The sequence below is a fragment of the Cytobacillus sp. Bac17 genome (assembly GCF_024519925.1).
Taxonomy (GTDB): domain Bacteria; phylum Bacillota; class Bacilli; order Bacillales; family Cytobacillaceae; genus Cytobacillus; species Cytobacillus pseudoceanisediminis.
The window spans coordinates 34,212-52,026 of the sequence record NZ_JALJRC010000030.1; the positions used below are offsets into that span (position 1 = coordinate 34,212).

Here is a 17,815-nt window from a genome sequence, read left to right on the forward strand (position 1 = left end):
GGCCATCAGGAAACGGTATCTGAAACATCTGAAGCTGACTGAGAGGACAACCGGAATTTATTCGGTGAAATCCCCACCAGATTTCTGAAAGTACGATAAAAGGTTGATAATGTTTCATATCCAACCTCAAAGCAAATGGATACGATATCCTGATCAGATTGGAGCAGCAATTCCTTTGCATGGTTAATCCTTACTTTCTGGAGATATTGCAGGGGGGTATCATTAAACTTCCTTTTAAAAATATCATTCATGTATCTTGTTGAAATTCCGAACACAGCAGACAGACTTTCTGCCGTGATATTATTGAAGTAATGCCTTTCTATGTATTCCTTCATTTGTATGGAACGAATATCATTCGCATCCTGGACAAATGAAAAATTCTGCTGACGCAGAAGGTGAATGATGATTTCAATCAGATACACAGGCATGGACAGCTTTCCAAATAAGTCCCCATTTTTTTGTTCGTACAGCATTTTTCTAATTAACGGCCGAATTTCACTTGCCGTATATAAATCAAGCTCAAAATGGCGGGCGCTTTTCTGAATTAAAGAAAGCAATTCATTTTGCAGGGTAATGTTCAGCAAAGGTACTGAAAATGCCAGAACCAGAACAGTCATTTTAGTAGTCGCTATTATCGAGTGAACACAGTTTGGAGTTATCAGCACTACCTTGTCTTTAGAAAAATTATAAGCCTTGCCATCAAGGGTAATCTCCCCTTCACCTTCAAGCGCATAGAGAATTTGAAAATGATCATGATAATGTTCAGCCACAAACTTGCCTCTGAGATGCTTGCTTTCATACAAATTAATTCCTGTTTCCGGAAAATCGAATCTTCTGTAAAGATTTTTGTCCATGAGGGCCTCCTTATAAAACGGGTTATTTTCTGATGATATTTAATATTCTCTATATTCAAAGGTTACCCTTTAATAAATTTTGCGCAGGCATTTGTAAAAAGCTATAAATACTCAGCTCACCAGTCCATCCAATATTTTTCACACATGGCTCTCTCAAATAGCTAGATTTTGTATGTTTAAAGCGGCATCTAAAATAGATAAGGCCCCTGTTAATGAATCCTTCATTCAAGAACAGGGGCCTTACATATTTAAGTTATGAAATTAAAAAAATGTACAACTATACTAATAAGTGTTTCCTATGAGAATTACAATAGTCTTATATTGAATTATTAGCAGGGAAATCTACCAAGCATGCCTCTCATAAAATCATCTCTTCACCTAGCTGATTAAATTCCCTCTCAGCCATGGACGTGCCCGGTAGAAGCCAATCGGGATTTGGATAAGGCTTGTTTTTCCCTGTGATTCCATTCTGTAAATTTCATCACACATTTTCGCATCAAATCCGAGAAGCGGATGCCCGCCCATCCCAAGGGCTGTCGCAGCTATAAGCAGCCGCTGCATAAGCATTCCCGCTTCTATTTGCTGGATGCGATAGCCTCTGTAGCCCATTTCCGCTTTATGAAAATCTTTATCCCCTGCTATATGAAAGCAGAGCGGGACTTGAAACAGATTCACATTGCCTGCAGGCATTCCGTTTTGAAGCGCAGTTCGATGGTCTCCGGGATTAAGCTCCCTTAGTGAATGAGCATCGCTGTCGTAATAATAAGCCCCATCCGGAATCCCTTCGACATTATTCAAACACACATATAGAGTTACACGTGACGCTCGCCTGTCAAGTGCCATATCTAAGTCGTTTCGATACAAGCAGGATGCGGTCGCCTCCTGAAGGAGTGCAGCAAGCTGCTCCTGGCTAACCTTTCCTGAAACAAAATCCATGTCCGGTGAAAATCGCTCCCGGCAGACTGACGCCAAATCATACGATATCCTTTTTACATGAGGAAGAGTCAAAGGCCGGCCCTCACAATTGGTTTCACTAGGGCTGATTTGACGAAACGATTTAGCTGATTCCTGCATGGACGCTTTATTGATGCCGGTTAACATCGGAAATTCTTTCACTCTGATTGACCTGACCCAGTCATTATTCTGAACCGATGTTACTTCCTCGCACAATTCGGAGGCAGAAGCCATTCCATCCCTGCCGCTTCTGTTCACAGCCCAGCTGGTCGGTTCAACTGACAGCGGGATAACGGCATATACGCTCTCCTCCTGATCAGACAGTCCAAGGAGATGGTTTAGGGCACGATCAAGAAAGTTGAAGTACACTCCCGCTGCAAAACCAAACCTCTTTGTAACCTCTAATAACTGTCCCATCACTGCACCTCCATCCAAGCCCTGCAGTCGATAAGCAAAGTTATTGTATTTAAAGTAATTTTTCCAGAACATGGTCGTCATAAATACAGTCCCAAAACAAGATGACACATCACAGCGATTGCCAAGAGCACGGGCTATATAGGAATCGAAATTACCCTTGCGCAGCAGCACCAGGCGGTGGTGCAGCACATCGTAGTGGTAGATTCCCTCCGGCAAGTCATCCAATTTCAGGAACATGTATAGTTCGTTAGGATACAGCGCTCCGCCAGAAGGCACAGACCGCCGAAACGACTGCATAAACCCATCCGCCTCTTCATTGGACCCAATTGGAAAGAGGGATTGGCTAACCTGATTAAGGCCGAATGTGTACCAAAGAAAATGACCCATTCTCCTAAGTTCAGGCTTTGCAGGTTCCTCCATTTCTTTACAGGAAAGGGGAACCTCCAGTGACAGGGGAACAACTGGCAAGCCCCGGTAAAGCTTATAGGCAAGCGGCGCATCTTCCCAATCCACTTCCCAATCCGGCGGGCTTATTTGGTCAATATCAAAATGCAAATTGTGCAGAAAGGTATCTAGATTCATCCTTTTTACCTCCCGGTCATGCTCATGGAAATGGGTGAGGATGTGGATTAAGCTGTTCAACTGTAAGGGGTTCTTTTGCATATCCCAGTTTCATTGGGACCTCAAGCACCCTCTCAAGCCCTGTTACACGTGTCAGGTGGTGTCCAAATGTCATTGACAGCATACCCGGAATCAGCACTTTGACACAATGCAATCCGCTCCGCTGTATTTCCGGTGTCGTCTGATCCACCACTATTACATCAAGATTTTGCCGGTGCAATGCCTGAAGAAGGTCCTGCAGATCATCTGTCAGGTCTGCATGTCTTCTCTCCCGCTTGAACTCCTCGGAAAACGTTCGGAGCGGACGGTTTTCATCCAGCAAAAACTTCAGGCGCTCCTCCGCTTGCGGCAAGCCGTAAAGCATCCCATGGTCATCCATTTTGCCGACGAGGGAAGAATCCTGCAGCATTCGCAAAAATTCCCCCTTGTTTTCTTCGAGTTTATCATCCAGTGTCCCCATCATTCCGGCTAACTCATGAACAGCGCTTTTTACCGCCCGGACCGGGTCGGGATGAGCTCCAGCCGCACAAATGATATTCAATCCTTTTTTCTTCCTGTTTTTCGCCATCGCCCAAACACTTGGAATTCCATGCTCCATTGTGGCGTTATACAGATGCAGATCATATCCCGCCACTGTCCTCACCCGATCAATCATCAGCTGCAATTCCTGTTCATTGGAGGAATAAGGATCAAGACGCGGCAGGGACAGCTGCCCATACCAGGTCATCAGGAATGAATCACGCTCCACCACTTCTAAAATACCGTAGAAGATCGCTTCTTCCAGGCTGCCGCCCAGCGCGCATCCGTTGGATGTTTCATAGACAAATCCATTCCCGCAGCCCAGGCTGTAATAAGCAAGCAGCTCAGGAACCAAAATCGGGCGCTCCTGCAAAAACGAATAACCCCATACCCAATTCATCGGGTTATCTGGATTAAATTTTTTAAATGGAAAGTTGGGCCGTGCATATTGATCATCCGCATGCACACCTACTTTTACAGGATTAAGAGCCCGATCTTCCAGGTTGCGGAAACTGTCATAGACTGCTGTCCTCTTTCCACGGGGCGATATGCCGCATGAACGCTCAAGCCCCTCCAGGATGGCTGTCAGCTCGCTCACCTTATAGGAATGAGTGCGGCCAGCCACGCCTTCGTCCCCTCTAAACAGCGGAAGGTTTACGACTACATCCGCAAAAGGCGGCGTGAAATCATACATTTTCCCATTCATTAAACCAGTCCGCGGATCCAGATAATTTTTGGCGAGCGTTTGTTCTAAATCTTCCAATGATCGGCAGCGGTAACTGGCTGCGCTTATTTTCGGACTTGGCTTAATGGTAATTCTTGCAGCTTCCTGTGAATCTTCAGGCAGGGAGCTGCACACTGGGCACATTGAATCCGGCAAAATGAGGTGGCAAGAGGTTTTAAATGTTTTCAGGCTGACCAAATACATTCGCCCTTCCAGATCCGCCAAACTGCCCTCCAGTACCCTTTTTACCTCTGACACAAGCAGGCAGGACATCTGTAAAAGGCCTGTGCGCGATGCCCAGGCATCACGCTCTAATCCGCTGCTCCCTTCGAGTCTCTGCTGCAGTTCCCACATCTCTTCCCGGTCACGCCCTGCCAGGAGTTTTCGAGTGTCCGCACACTGTGAGCATCCCGGCGCGGACGGGTGAACAAATGGGCCAATCACACCCTCTCCAAATGATACAAAGCCCCGCAGCCAGGGAATACCTGATGATCGTGACACCTCCTCCGCCTTTTTATGAACTGAAGGCATCCAGCTATCGTGCACCACCAGTATCAAATCAGTCCCAACCGGCAGTTCAGGCTCAAAGTTCACATGACGAACTACCTTATATTCGGCGGGCAGTTCTTTGCTTACGCTGTCCGCCAGCAGTCCCTCTCCGACAACTACCACGACAGCACTCACTGAGATTCCTCCTCTCTTATGAACACCCCAAACACCCCTGCCAGACTCTCTTTCAAAAATGGCTCGAACGAAAATTCACAGACTAAGAGCCGCTTGCTGTTTTCTTCCAGCACCCTTCTTGCAGACAGCAATAGCTGGGTTTGTTCCTTCTCATCACAAGGAGGAATGACTAGACTTTGAGGCTCCTTTTCTTCGAGAAGCACAGATGGTGCCTCCACAGCGGTCCCCTTATGAGTCCCCAATTGGTTTTGCATCTGTATAATCGCATGCTGCAGCGCTTTCCTCAGAGCTAATGTGTTATTAAAGCCAACACTGCCATACCAGCGATCGTCCGTGCCGACCCAGACCACAGGGAAGCCGTATACTCCCTCACCCCGGCAGATTTTCGGTGCTCCCTGCATCGTTGTCAATGCATCCAAATAGAACCTGCATCGTTCATCTTCTACTGCATTCAAATGGAGCGGAGAAACTGTTTTCTGAACCTCTTGACGCTTAGCCAGTTTCTCTTCCAAACACCTATCCAGCCCGCGTAAAACACCCTCCGCAAATGTTTCCCCTGCTCCAATTCCAGCAAATTCATTTAAATTTAAAATATTCCCCTTTATTTCGCTATTTGGAGGCAGTTCAAGCCGGCCAGCCATCCGCGATACATACGCTTCAATCCCGGTCAACCCCGCTTCCCTGCGCGCCTCGTCATGCCTCAAATCTGTACAGATTATATTTTGGAGGAGCTCTGCCGGGCCCTTTGACAACGGGTCTGCTGCCTGTACGCTGCACTGTGCCAGCGGAAGCTGCTTTAAATCCCCTTCCTCCCATGTATGAAAAATCCCGGATTCTTTGGAAGTCAATTGGCTAAAAAACAGAAACAAACTGTCAGTCTTATTTCTTCCGGAACTCTGCCCGATCCTCTGATCAACATCTTGAATCCATTCCACAGAAGCATTTCCGGTCAGGTTCGGATGTGGCAGGTAGGAATGCCAATTTCCTTCAAGCGTCTCCTGATTCAGCAGGAAAAACTGATTTCTCTGTTCAGCACTGATTAATCCAGTAACCTCTTTAAACAGTTCAAACACGATTAAATTAGCCAGCATCGCTCCTGCCGTTGGGGAGGTGGTGTGCAATCGCTTGTCTTCGCAAAACGCGGATTGATGGACTCTATGCCAGGCAGACTCCCAGCAGCCATCTGATTCCGGATGCACGAGAGGCCCTGCCATACCAGCCTGTTTGTAGATAATAGCAGGAAGAAATATCTTCTTTTCTTTCCGGCACGCGGCATGTATAACCTGCAGTTCCTCTACATTCCCTGCTTCCGAAACATATAAAATGGAATCATAAGGCTGTATCAATTCCTCCCAGGGACAGTCTTCTTCCTTCTGGTGTGTTACGTCCTCAATTGAAACTTCGGGGTCTGTTTGCCGGGCATGTGCGACAATCTCATTCAGCCGCCTTGTATTCGTCGATTCAGGGTCTGTATTGACCATATGAACTTTAGGCAATCCGGACTCAATCAGCGAAGAAACCAGCGAAACCAAAAAAGGGCCAGATCCTGCTGCCAGCACTTTTTCCTGCCGGTAGGCCTGGAATCGGTATGCACCCGAGTCACCGAAGCTTTCCAATAATTCGATTTGAGAAGAATACTTTTTAAGGACATGATCTTCCAATTGATGAGGATGGTCCCCGCTTACATCCCTTACAAAGCCGTTACGGTATAGCACTTCTGCAATTTCAAACACCCGATCCCTATGCGGGCCCGGCAAGCCGGCTGTCAATTCCCCCAGCGAATGCTCGCCATTAAACATTGGCATCAGCTTTTGAACCCACTGATCGATCATAGTTCCTTCCATTTGGAAGGAACTTACATTATTGCGGAAATACACACCCTTAGTTGGATCTGGGAGAAAAAACGTGTCCCTTTTTACCTTCAGCCGCATAGAAGGGGTCAAATTTTTCATTTCGCGCCTCCTTACCCGTAAACTGTTCCTATTTATTAAACATTACTTTCTCTATAATCCTATGTACCGGGCTTTGTCTCATATGTCTTACCTTCAAGAGAAGTGCCCCTGCAAAATGCAGGGGCCTTCCTTTTGCAATACAGCAAGGATTGTTTTATAGATTCATGGTTATCAACCACCGCAGCGGCCGCCACAACGGCCTCCGCAGCGACCGCCGCATCTGAAACAATTAGAGCATCTGAAACAGTTGAAACAATTAAAACAGTTAAAGCAGTTGAAACAGAAGAAGAAAAAGCAGCTAAAGCAGCGGCCAAAACCAAAACCAATTTGCCGGGATTGATCATTATAATACTGGCTTTGATCCCATGGAACCGCCTCGTTCGCATGGAAATCACCAACATTCAGCATTTGAAGATCTCTCTGAAAATCATTCATGTTCATACCTCCATAAATATTAATAAGCTGTGCCTGCAACAAAGGGCAACCATGAAGAACAGCAGAAATCAATCGGCATTTCTTTGAATTCATCCATTCTCCGAATACTCTCCTCATCAAAATATGTGCCGGGCTGGGGTATTGTTACTGAATCAAACACCCAGATTTATCGGGTTCCATATAACCATGCAGAAAGGAATAAGGTTCATGGCATTTATAGCTCTACATAGTACAATTTTGGGCAATACTAAATAAGTAATGGCATTCTTAATGGAGGGCAGAAATTTGAATCATACCTGGTTATCTCTCATACCATTTATAATCGTAATCGGAATGTCCATCTGGCTGAAAAACATCCTTCCAGGCTTAGTAGTCGGCATTCTCGTTGGTTCCATCATTGTTTCAGCTGATTTGCTGACAGGTACGGAGCAATCAGTCGCTTATATCGTGACAACCCTTTCAGATGAAACAAATATTAAGATTGTCGGGTTTTTATATTTGTTCGGAGGGCTTGTCGGGATGATGAATATCTCAGGAGGCATTAAGGGGTTTTCCGAATGGGCCGGGAGGCGGATCCGATCTGAGCGGGGTCTTCTTGTGTTCATCTGGATCACCCTCCCTTTCACTTTCATGATGCCGATGTTCAGGATTATGATGATTGGGCCTATTATAAAATCCTTAATCAAAAAGATGAATTTGTCCAAGCAAAAAGTGGGCATGACATTGGATATTTCAACCGAATCAGTCATCGTGCTGCTGCCGGTTGCAACGGCATTTGTGGGCTTCATGGTGTCCCTGGTTGAAGGCGGCATCAGCGGGCTGAACCTGGATATGTCGGCATATGAGATCTTTTTATTAAGTATTTTGTTTAACTTTTACGCGATCATTATGCTGCTGATCGGAATCATTCAAACCTTTTGGCGCCGGAAAAAGACCGGAGAGCAAAATGGGGAGGCCCATACCGATTTGGAGGAAAAAGAGCATGAGTTCCATCGGATGGGAATTAAAAAGGAATTATCCCTTGTCAAAGCCCAGCCATGGCATTTGATTTTACCGGTGGTTTTATTGCTTGCCTTTTCTCTGTTCCTGTTATGGCAGGATGGCATGGCACAGGGTGCAAATACAATATTCGAGGCCTTTTCCATGGCAGATGCAACCTTTGTGATGCTGCTTGCTGTTTTTATTACCCTCGTTTTAACCTTTATTTTCTACATAATAAGACGGGAGAAGATGAACGAAATCCTTTATCATTTTTATGATGGAGGCAATCAGATGATGGAGGCGATCAGCCTGCTCATCCTGATTTGGGCACTGACCTTAGCTGCGGAGGATCTTGGATTTTCCGAATTCATCGGGAGTTCACTCGGAAGCTTTCTGCCTGCCTTCCTGACTCCAGCAGCCATCTTCGTGCTCGGTTCAGTGGTCGGCTACTTTATAGGAAGCTCATGGGGAACCTGGGGATTATTCATGCCGCTTGGAATTACCCTGGCGGTTTCGACTGGCGCCTCCATTCCGCTTACCGTTGGAGCCGTATTCGCAAGCGGGGCATTCGGAGCGTTAACCTCACCGCTTGGAGATACGACCATTACCACTGCTTCGATCTTAGATATGGACCTTGTGGATTATGCACGATATAAATTGAAGGTCTCAGCCATTGGCGGTGTGATTGCAGCGGGGCTATTCATTGCAAGCGGGGTTTTTATTTCCTAGGAAGTTTGTATTCACTTCTGCTGTGTCCAGCAGTCCCTTTCCTCTTATGCACATAGTGATTCATGCAAATGAATATACTGCAATGAATCCTATTGCAAAGGGGCGGTGAGATGACTTGGAAGAAAAAGCCGGAATTAACGAATGATCAAATGCTGAATGTGATTCATCACGGCCTTCCAAAGACACAGTCGCCAAAGCATATCATCATTGTTGGTGCAGGTATGGCTGGTCTGGTGGCAGGTTCTTTATTAAAGGAATCGGGGCATAAGATCACCATTCTTGAAGCAAATGACAGAATAGGCGGACGGGTATATACCATGCGCTCCCCTTTCAGCAAAGGATTATTCTTTAACGCAGGCCCAATGAGAATTCCTCATATCCATTCGCTTACCTTGTCCTATATAAAAAAATTCAAGCTCCCTATAAATGTTTTTATAAACCGCACTCCTATGGATCTTCTTTACGCAAATGGCATTAAAACACGGCTTGAGGTGTTTGAACGCTATCCAGGCATATTAAATTTCCCCATTCATCCTAATGAGAGAGGAAAATCGGCTGAAACGCTTCTGCTGACAGCGGTACAGCCTTTTATTGACTTTGTCAGCACAGACCCCGCCAGAAATTGGGCCATTTTGGAAAGCCAATATAAAAAATACTCTTTTGGCTATATATTAAACCTTTATTTTTCAGCTGGTGCGATTGATATGATCGGTGTGCTGCTGGATTTGGAAGCATTTATGGGAATGTCTTTTACCGAAGTTTTACGTGAGTTGGTCATTTTCACTTCTCCAGGAGCTTACTATGAAATAACAGGAGGAATGGACCGATTGCCAAAGGCTTTCCTCCCTCAATTGAAAAATGATATTCATCTCCATCAAAAAATGACTGGAATCATTCAGGACACAAACAGCGTGACCATTCAATTAACCCATCAGCAGACCAATGAGCATTCCACCATAACCGGAGACCTTGCCATTATCACTATCCCCTTTTCAGTTATGAGATTTGTCAATATCGAACCCTTTCATTCATTTTCCTATTTCAAGCGGAGAGCTATTCGCGAACTTAATTATATGGCAGCAACCAAAATCGCCATTGAGTTTAAGTCCCGGTTTTGGGAGATAGCAGGCCAGCCGGGCGGCAAAACCATTACAGATCAGCCGATTCGATTTACCTATCTTCCAAGCCATGGGATTGGCACAAGCGGCCCTGCCATTCTTATTGCCAGCTATACCTGGGCGGATGAGGCTCATACGTGGGATAGCCAGCCGGAGGAGATGCGTATTCAATACGCACTAAAAAACCTGGCGGATATTTACGGCAATATCGTTTATAGCGAATTTGCTGCAGGTGCTTCATACAGCTGGGCACTGGATCCTTTTGCTTCTGGCGGATTTTCATTCTTTGAACCAGGACAGGAAACCGAATTGTTTCCCGGTATTGTTTCACCTGCGGGGCGTGTCCATTTTGCCGGAGAGCATGCATCCAAAACCCGGACATGGATTCAAGGGGCAATCGAATCCGGCATACGAGCTGCATATGAGGTAAATGATTTGCCTAAGTAAGTAATTTTTAAATAATGGTGTAATGGCTGATTAGAAATCTACTTCTGCTTAAACGGATTATCTAACTATTAGTTCATATTATGGGCCGAAACGCATTGACACAAAGAAGAAAAAGCGATCTCTCCAAAACTGGAGGATCGCCTTCATACCATTAGACACTATTCCTGCTTTCTATTTCTGATCTCCTTTTGAACCTTTCTCAGCGCCTTTTTCGATCCTCTCTCCAGATCATGCTGCAGCTTCCGTTGATGGTAATTGGTAAATAAGGAATTCATATCATATCCTTCCGGATAAAGCTCGCTTGCTTTAATGTCCAATTCAACCCGCTTACTGTTCACTTCCACTATTTCATCTTTATAGAACAGCTTGATGATATTAAATTTATCTATTGGCTCATAAACAATGGCATAATCATCCTGGCTGATCCATTTTACCCGGTCACCGATTTCATAATGATATTCCTCTATGTTCTGCGTCACTTCAATCACCGGCTTCTTTATTCTGTTCTCTCTTACTGCTTCCAGATTATAATCCTTGTTTTCAATATACATTTGCGCACGCTTCAGGACATGTTCGCGGATATTCATCTTTCTGGAAATCCAAAGCGCATTGCTCTCTCCTGATTCACCTATTAAGAGCTTATACATCGGCTTCAATTCCGCACTATCGAATAACATGGCAGCATTCATAAAATCATCATGCATTTCAGAATACCGTTTAATCTCTCCATAGTGAGTAGTGGCAACCGTGATGCATCCCATATGATAAAACTCTTCCAGAATGGCAATGGCTAAAGCGGCACCTTCATTCGGCTCTGTTCCGCTGCCGATCTCATCGAATAAAAGCAGTGTATTATTCGTGGAAGCACTCATGACCTCTGATATGTTCTTCATATGGGAAGAAAACGTGCTTAGAGCGTTCTCTATGCTTTGATTATCGCCAATATCAACAAACACATGATCAAAGATGGCGATTTCACTTCCCGGTTTCGCCATAATATGAAACCCGGACATGACAGCCAGAGTGAGGATTCCGATTGTCTTTAAGACGACGGTTTTCCCGCCCGCATTTGGGCCTGTTATGACTAAACTTCTATAATCTTTCCCGATTTCAAAATCCAGCGGGACAATGGTTCCTTCTAATAAGGGGTGTTTGCTGCTTACTAATTTGATATACCCATGATTATTAATTTCCGGTTCAATGGCGTCCGTACTTTTGCTGTACTTCGCTTTCGCAAAAATCATGTCGTACTGGCTGATGCATTCAATATTGATGCGGATCTCATGAATGGATTCAAGAATGGCTCCGGAAAGCGTGGCTAATATTTGATATTCCTCTACCGACTCCTCCGATTTTAGCATCGCCAATTCAACATTGAGCTTTGAAACTGCATCAGGCTCTATGAAAACAGTCGACCCTTTTGAAGATGTTTGGATTACGGTTCCGGCTACCTGATTTTTAAAGGATGCTTTAATCGGAATTGTAAAACGGTCATCCTTTTTGCTGATATAGAATTCTTGAATGTACTCCTTATTTGCTCCGCTGCGCAAAAACTTATTCAAACGTTCTTCGATTTTCCCTTCTGTTTTTGCTATGTGATTTCTGATTCGTTTCAGCTCTTTGCTGGCACCGGAATCAACCATGTTTCCTTTAATCGCATATAAGATCTCTTCTTCGATATTTCTAAATTCAGTCATAGATAGCGCATAAGTGTACAGAACTGGCGCAAAGAATTCTTTATCAGCCATAAACTTCTTGATTTTCCGGCAGCCTCTTAAAAAATCGGATACAGCGTTTAACTCGGATGGAGTTAATATGATGCCTTTTTCCAATTTTTCAATATGGCTTGTGATATTGGAAATGCCTGTTAATGGCAAATGCTTTTCGGCGTCCAGCAGCCTTCTGGCCTCGCTTGTTTCATTTAAGCGGTTGCGGACGGCTTTCATATTCGAGCTCGGCTGTAACCGGTCGATTAACTCTTTCCCTAAACTGCTGACGCAATGCTGTTTCACTTTATTCTTCAATTCGTGGTATTGTAATTTTTCAAAAGTCATTTTATTCATATTCTCTGCCTCACTCCAAATAAAATAGCCCGCAAAAGCCTTCCCCACCGCCAAATTGAATTGGGCAGAAAGCTTCCGCGGGCGTTCTATTTCGAACAGGCATAAACAAACTAAACCCTAAAGCAGGCATAGTGTCTTAAGCTACACGAAAATATAGAAATGGAAGCAGTCTTATAGTAGGTATTCAAACAAGTTATGTTTGAAAAAAGGCATTCTTAATAAACTGGCTAAAACCAGAAAAATAAACACCTTATTCAACTAATAACAATTAGTTGACACCTACTACCGACATACTTCACCACACCTTTTTGTATTATGAAATTACTGTAGCACGGAACTGCCAGTCTCGTCAAACAACTTTTGGAATTATTTGTACATTATTTAAGGCTCTTTTCGTATAAATTGTTGTTTTTCGTCTATTAATGTTGTCCGTTGATTTCCGCTCCAGGATGCTCGCTTTCCGCGGGGCGGGCGGTGAGCCTCCTCGACGCTGCGCATCTGCGGGGTCTCACCTGTCCTGCTACTCCCGCAGGAGTCTCGCACCTTCCGCTACAATCAACTCAGTAAATAATAATATATAAAAAGCAACAAACCTTGCGAAAACAGCCTTGTTTATAAAGCTGTTTTTCCAAAAGAAAAGTGCACCTTCTTCATAAGGCGCACTTTCTTTGAATTTGAATCTTACTCAGTTTCCTCTTCAGTTCCTTCTTCTGTTCCTTCTTCAGTGCCTTCTTCTGTTCCCGTATCTTCAGTTTCTTCTGTGTTAGTCTCGTCAGTATCATCTTCATTGTTGCAGCCTGTAGCCACACCTGTAATCATTAAAACTGCCATCATAGCTAATAACCATTTTTTCATTTCCAATTCCTCCTTGGCTGCTATATTTGTTACAGTAGTAATCATAGAAGAATCCGAACGGAAATAGAAGGTCACAATCCATTTTTTTACATTCATTAACCTTCTTTTAAGAAAGTTCATGAAAATAAAACATAGCTTTTTCAAAGAGCGGGACTAAAAGCCCTTCACAAACGGGTACCTTGAAACTCATGATCTAATTTATTTCAGGGTAACTGCTGGCACTCATTCTCCACCGTCGTCCCCTCCATCATCGCTGTCTCCTGTATTACTCTCATCGCCGTTCCCGGCATGATCAGCTTCATCAAAAAATCCTTTAATCGAATCCAGTATATTTTTATTCGTATCTTCACTTTCATTCCAGTGATGTGCATTTAAAAAACTCTCTAAAGTAAATACCTGAACCGCTTGTTTTTTATGTCTGGCAATAAAGTAAAGACAAAGGATTATAATCAGCAAGATAATAATTGTAAGAATCCAGTCATTAATCACCGCAGCCGCCGCTCCTTATTTTTTTCTATAACCGATTAAGTTTTAGTCCCCGTTAGCTCTTTTTTTTGTAAGAGTCTTTTATTTTATGATAGGGAATTAACACAAATGGCTGGTCTGTAGGTGTGAATTGCTCGATTCCATTCTGGTTTTCATCAGGCAAAAAGTATGTTCGTCCCCATTTTTTGATTAACCACCCTTCACAGCCTGCCGGGATCATCCCCAGTTTTCTGCTTTAATATCGTCTAAAAAGGGATAAAACCCTCCAAAAACATTATCGAGAATGCCTATTACCTGGCATGGTTTAATAATCTGAATCCGATACAGTTTCTCTTCTTTGAATACAGATGCCATTGATATTAATCTCCTTCTTAGAAATATTTTATAATCGAAGCCTAGTATAATTGATGTCTTAACTTTACTTCTATTAAACTTCTTTTTCGTGAAAATAACGTATTTTTAGATAAATGGATTCAAATCAACTATACAGCATCAGGGTTTCTCAGTTCGTCCATTTAGCCATCACATCACAGGACAGGCCCCAGCTACTCAACTTCTTTCTTCTTCACATGCTTCATATAGACAAGATTATTGACACCACTTCTTTCACTATGCTTTTGAGGTATACGCATAAACTCTGAAAAGCCCAGTTTTTCATAAAGCTTGATGGCATTTGTATTGGTATCTGCTACCTCTAGATCATATTCGTCAAATGGATTTGAATCCATTATGGATTTTAGCAGTTCTGCCGCCACACCCTGTCCTCTATAATTAACTGATGTTGCCACAAACTCTATTGCACCCATATTTTCAGATATTTGAAAGGGATATTGATTTTTCTCAAATTCTTTTTTGAGAACGATATAAGCAATACTTCCCATAATTAAACCAAGATGCTTTCTAAATTCACTATATTTTAATCTCACTGCAGGTGTATTGTTTGTACAGGCGGCTATAGCTGCAATATGATTGTCATCTGCAGCCGTATAGAAGACCTCAGTATTAAACATATGGGCAAATGTCCTGTAAAGTTTAGCTTTATCCTTTGAAAAGTAATTCAGCCATTGATAAAAGCCGTCTACAAAAATGACACTCATCTCATTTCTTATATTTCCTTTTGCTTCACTAGCAAGAATAATATTCATAGTCTGCCCCTCTATTCTTTGTGGATGTTTCAACTCGATAAATAAAAAACACAAAACTATACACTGAGTTTACCTGGCTTTAATATTAAGAGGATATGATTGGTTTATCAACGAAAGAGGAGGCAATATAAATGAATATGCGTGCAGTATTTATTGATATGGATGGTACACTCCTGAAAGCCTCAAACTGCATTTCCCGCCGAAACATGGAAGCCATTTATCGGCTCATAGATCAGGGAGTCATGGTGTTTCTAGCCACTGGCCGGCACTATGAAGTAACTGCTCCCTACCATAAAGAAATTGGATTGCAAACTCCCATGATCTGTTTGAATGGTGCCTCTATTCACGATGCAGAGACAGGAAGGGCTACGCAAATAAAAACCGTACGATTGAACGAGGAACGCTTTCACCATCTGACCGCAGAAAGTCCATGTAATGTTATGATCCATACATCAACTGGGCTATATTGTAAGGAAACAAATGAAGAAATCGATTATTGGACGAAAGTTGGGCAAATTCCGCCGCAGTATATTGGAGATTTAAGACAGGCTGCTTATCAGGATGTTCTTAAATATAGTGTTCGAACTGGTTCCCCAAGCCAAGAAATATCTGCTTTGTTTAAAACGGAAGCAGCAGTCATCGATTGGAATGACGGGTTTGAGCTGGTTGCTCCCGATGTTTCCAAATGGGCTGCTATCAAAAGCTTACTTAACGAACTTGGAATCAGCCCAAATGAAGTCGCAGCCATTGGAGATGGCCCCAATGATATAGAGATGCTTCGTCATGCCGGTACGGGTGTGGCAATGGGGAACGCCGGCAAACTGGTTAAAGACGCAGCTGATTTTGTTACAGGGCACCACGAAAATGATGGATTAGCTGAGTTTATTGAACGTTATCTTCTTAAATCTTATGCGATTTAAAGTACTTTATAGGTCTTTTTGAAATAAAAAAGACAGGTGTAATTCGTTAACGGGTTCCCATAATGGAGAGAACAATTGAATTAGTATATGAAGCAGACCATTCAGCATATCAATTTGGTCTGTTTTTTTATTGTCATAACAATGTTTGCAATGAATTGACATGGAAAATAACCATCATATTAACAGCAGAATATTCAAATACGACTGAGTGCTTAGAAAATAATTAGTCTATAGCAGGTTAACCTAATAAAGACTATCTTGTATGATTATGTTTGTACTTCGAACCTTTCATAATAAACACAAATCTACTGGAGGAAAATTATTTGATACCTTTTAATACGAAGAAATTATTTTTTTATTCCTCTGTTAATAATTCTTGTAATGCCTATGTTCCACCTCCCTTTTTCTGCACATGCTGCTCAATCGTTTAGAACTGAAGATGTTGATAAATTTGTTACTAACTATATGGAACGTAACGGACTACCCGGTGCATCCATCGTAGTGGTAGAAGATGGTAAATTAGTATATGAGAAAGGATATGGTCACGATTCTGAAGGTATGTCTATAAATGAAAACTCATTAATGAGAATCGGTTCCGCATCCAAATCATTTACTTCATTTGCTGTTTTACAGCTCGTTGACAAAGGGAAAATCCAACTGGATGACCCAGTAATAAAATATTTACCAGAGGTAAAACTTGACGACACACGATGGAAAGAAGTTACAATACGTCAACTAATGAGTCACACATCAGGGATTCCGAATCCGATTATTGTTTCGCCAGCGAGCAGCTTAAAAGCAGGAGTGGAACGTTTATATGATTGGAATCTGCAATCAAATCCAGGAGAGAAACACTATTATAGCAATGCAAACTACTGGCTCTTAGCCCGCTTAGTGGAAGAAGTAAGCGGAGTAGAATTCTCTCAATATCTTAAACAAAAGATATTCTCTCCATTAGGAATGGGTGATTCACTTGCAGCAGTGAACTCTACTGATTTTGTAAAAGGACTGCCTAAAGGATATGTAACAGCTTATGGAACTGCAATACCCTGGACAGAGCTTGTAGCGATGAATATGGGGGCTGGAAGTGTCATATCAACTGCATCAGATATGGGGAAATGGCTTGCTATGCACACGAACGAAGGGAAAAACAGTTCTGGGCAACAGCTTTTATCCAAAGAATTATTGGAAGAATCTTATTCACAGCAGCCTGGCAGCAATAAATATGGACTTGGCTGGTCTTTAAGCTCACCAAGCGTCAAACCAGTCCGAATCTCACATAGCGGTGAAGTATCAACTTATCAAACTCAACAAGATATTGTTCCTGGCAGTGGCTATGCGGTTGCAGTTTTACTAAATAGCTTTACCCCTACTTTAGAACACGCTTATGAGATTAGTTCAGGTATTATCCAATTAGCCGAGGGACAAGAACCTGAATCAAAAGCTCCTTCACCTAAAATAATCGATTTATCACTTGGCATTATCACATGATTTACTTACTTTTAGGAATAAGAGGTATACTGCGAAGTAAAAAATGGTCGAAAAAACGGAAACATCAACCAACTTGGAGATTTATCCTTCGATTAATTCCTCAATTAATTCCAGCATCATTAATCGGATGGTTGTTCTTTATTGTCCCAACATTACAAAATAATAGTTCAACCACAATTGATGCATTTGGTCTTTTTCCTGCTGCAATGGTCTTATTAGCGATTGTTTTCATTATTGGATTGGTTCTTACCGCTTTAAGAATCTATCATCGATTCACCTTAAATAAAGATTAAGGATTATAGAAAATTACACTCAAAAAAAACGCTCAGAATAACTCTGAGCGTTCAGACTGTCGACAAACTCGATGAAAATCGTGCTTGTCTGCAGTCTTTTTTATTTTAAAATAGAAGTAATACAATG

15 protein-coding genes are annotated in these 17,815 nt (G+C 42.8%); 4 read left to right on the forward strand and 11 right to left on the reverse strand.

The genetic code is table 11. The annotated features are described in order from the left end of the window. Positions 1–5: 5 nt before the first annotated feature. From NR125_RS24015 to NR125_RS29660, 5 genes are all read right to left on the reverse strand, one after another. Positions 6–854: a helix-turn-helix domain-containing protein gene (locus NR125_RS24015; RefSeq protein ID WP_009333818.1), complete on the reverse strand. Its 849-nt coding sequence runs from the start codon at positions 852–854 to the stop codon at positions 6–8. A gap of 378 nt (positions 855–1,232) precedes the next feature. Continuing rightward, positions 1,233–2,807, reverse strand: a complete 1,575-nt coding sequence (locus tag NR125_RS24020; RefSeq protein ID WP_009333817.1) for a SagB family peptide dehydrogenase — start codon at positions 2,805–2,807, stop codon at positions 1,233–1,235. A gap of 22 nt (positions 2,808–2,829) precedes the next feature. Then, on the reverse strand, positions 2,830–4,773 hold the full coding sequence (locus NR125_RS24025; protein WP_009333816.1) for a TOMM precursor leader peptide-binding protein: 1,944 nt from the start codon (positions 4,771–4,773) through the stop codon (positions 2,830–2,832). Continuing rightward, a complete protein-coding gene (locus tag NR125_RS24030) occupies positions 4,770–6,725 on the reverse strand; it encodes a putative thiazole-containing bacteriocin maturation protein (protein WP_192908830.1) in 1,956 nt (651 codons plus the stop codon). The genes NR125_RS24025 and NR125_RS24030 overlap by 4 nt, the downstream gene beginning before the upstream one ends. Before the next feature lie 171 nt (positions 6,726–6,896). Next, complete coding sequence (locus NR125_RS29660) at positions 6,897–7,277, reverse strand: heterocycloanthracin/sonorensin family bacteriocin (protein ID WP_306219910.1); 381 nt, start codon at positions 7,275–7,277, stop codon at positions 6,897–6,899. Positions 7,278–7,445: 168 nt separating this feature from the next. Here NR125_RS29660 and NR125_RS24040 point away from each other — a divergent pair, with 168 nt between their 5' ends. Both NR125_RS24040 and NR125_RS24045 read left to right on the forward strand, forming a co-directional pair. Then, complete coding sequence (locus tag NR125_RS24040) at positions 7,446–8,870, forward strand: Na+/H+ antiporter NhaC family protein (RefSeq protein WP_009333814.1); 1,425 nt, start codon at positions 7,446–7,448, stop codon at positions 8,868–8,870. Between the two features lie 110 nt (positions 8,871–8,980). Beyond that, on the forward strand, positions 8,981–10,435 hold the full coding sequence (locus tag NR125_RS24045) for a flavin monoamine oxidase family protein (RefSeq protein ID WP_009333813.1): 1,455 nt from the start codon (positions 8,981–8,983) through the stop codon (positions 10,433–10,435). A 158-nt stretch (positions 10,436–10,593) separates the two neighbouring features. Here NR125_RS24045 and NR125_RS24050 read toward each other — a convergent pair whose 3' ends face one another. From NR125_RS24050 to NR125_RS24070, 5 genes are all read right to left on the reverse strand, one after another. Further along, complete coding sequence (locus tag NR125_RS24050; protein WP_034296801.1) at positions 10,594–12,498, reverse strand: endonuclease MutS2; 1,905 nt, start codon at positions 12,496–12,498, stop codon at positions 10,594–10,596. A gap of 681 nt (positions 12,499–13,179) precedes the next feature. Then, positions 13,180–13,449, reverse strand: coding sequence for a hypothetical protein (locus tag NR125_RS24055; RefSeq protein WP_009333811.1), 270 nt, complete (start codon positions 13,447–13,449; stop codon positions 13,180–13,182). 126 nt (positions 13,450–13,575) lie between these two features. Beyond that, positions 13,576–13,842 carry a hypothetical protein gene (locus tag NR125_RS24060; RefSeq protein WP_009333810.1) on the reverse strand — a complete coding sequence of 89 codons (267 nt, stop codon included), beginning with the start codon at positions 13,840–13,842 and terminating at the stop codon, positions 13,576–13,578. Between the two features lie 213 nt (positions 13,843–14,055). Then, positions 14,056–14,193, reverse strand: a complete 138-nt coding sequence (locus NR125_RS24065; protein ID WP_019382305.1) for a hypothetical protein — start codon at positions 14,191–14,193, stop codon at positions 14,056–14,058. A 191-nt stretch (positions 14,194–14,384) separates the two neighbouring features. Then, positions 14,385–14,984: a GNAT family N-acetyltransferase gene (locus NR125_RS24070; RefSeq protein ID WP_256816265.1), complete on the reverse strand. Its 600-nt coding sequence runs from the start codon at positions 14,982–14,984 to the stop codon at positions 14,385–14,387. A 131-nt stretch (positions 14,985–15,115) separates the two neighbouring features. Between NR125_RS24070 and NR125_RS24075 the strand changes: the two genes are divergently transcribed. Together NR125_RS24075 and NR125_RS24080 are read left to right on the forward strand one after the other, a co-directional pair. Continuing rightward, positions 15,116–15,904, forward strand: a complete 789-nt coding sequence (locus tag NR125_RS24075; RefSeq protein WP_019382306.1) for a Cof-type HAD-IIB family hydrolase — start codon at positions 15,116–15,118, stop codon at positions 15,902–15,904. A gap of 465 nt (positions 15,905–16,369) precedes the next feature. Then, positions 16,370–17,395: a serine hydrolase domain-containing protein gene (locus tag NR125_RS24080; protein ID WP_256816266.1), complete on the forward strand. Its 1,026-nt coding sequence runs from the start codon at positions 16,370–16,372 to the stop codon at positions 17,393–17,395. 100 nt (positions 17,396–17,495) lie between these two features. Here the strand turns inward: NR125_RS24080 and NR125_RS24085 are convergent, their stop codons facing one another. After that, positions 17,496–17,627, reverse strand: coding sequence for a hypothetical protein (locus NR125_RS24085; protein WP_256816267.1), 132 nt, complete (start codon positions 17,625–17,627; stop codon positions 17,496–17,498). Between the last annotated feature and the right edge of the window lie 188 nt (positions 17,628–17,815).

Excerpts from the sequence above, each read along its gene's own strand:
- NR125_RS24055 (WP_009333811.1), bottom strand. The coding sequence starts at position 13,449 with ATGAATGTAAAAAAATGGATTGTGACCTTCTATTTCCGTTCGGATTCT.
- NR125_RS24070 (WP_256816265.1), bottom strand. The coding sequence starts at position 14,984 with ATGAATATTATTCTTGCTAGTGAAGCAAAAGGAAATATAAGAAATGAG.
- NR125_RS24045 (WP_009333813.1), top strand. The coding sequence starts at position 8,981 with ATGACTTGGAAGAAAAAGCCGGAATTAACGAATGATCAAATGCTGAAT.
- NR125_RS24080 (WP_256816266.1), top strand. The coding sequence starts at position 16,370 with ATGGAACGTAACGGACTACCCGGTGCATCCATCGTAGTGGTAGAAGAT.
- NR125_RS29660 (WP_306219910.1), bottom strand. The coding sequence starts at position 7,277 with ATGAGGAGAGTATTCGGAGAATGGATGAATTCAAAGAAATGCCGATTG.
- NR125_RS24015 (WP_009333818.1), bottom strand. The coding sequence starts at position 854 with ATGGACAAAAATCTTTACAGAAGATTCGATTTTCCGGAAACAGGAATT.
- NR125_RS24085 (WP_256816267.1), bottom strand. The coding sequence starts at position 17,627 with ATGAAAACAATCGCTAATAAGACCATTGCAGCAGGAAAAAGACCAAAT.
- NR125_RS24020 (WP_009333817.1), bottom strand. The coding sequence starts at position 2,807 with ATGAATCTAGATACCTTTCTGCACAATTTGCATTTTGATATTGACCAA.
- NR125_RS24050 (WP_034296801.1), bottom strand. The coding sequence starts at position 12,498 with ATGAATAAAATGACTTTTGAAAAATTACAATACCACGAATTGAAGAAT.
- NR125_RS24065 (WP_019382305.1), bottom strand. The coding sequence starts at position 14,193 with ATGGCATCTGTATTCAAAGAAGAGAAACTGTATCGGATTCAGATTATT.
- NR125_RS24030 (WP_192908830.1), bottom strand. The coding sequence starts at position 6,725 with ATGAAAAATTTGACCCCTTCTATGCGGCTGAAGGTAAAAAGGGACACG.
- NR125_RS24075 (WP_019382306.1), top strand. The coding sequence starts at position 15,116 with ATGAATATGCGTGCAGTATTTATTGATATGGATGGTACACTCCTGAAA.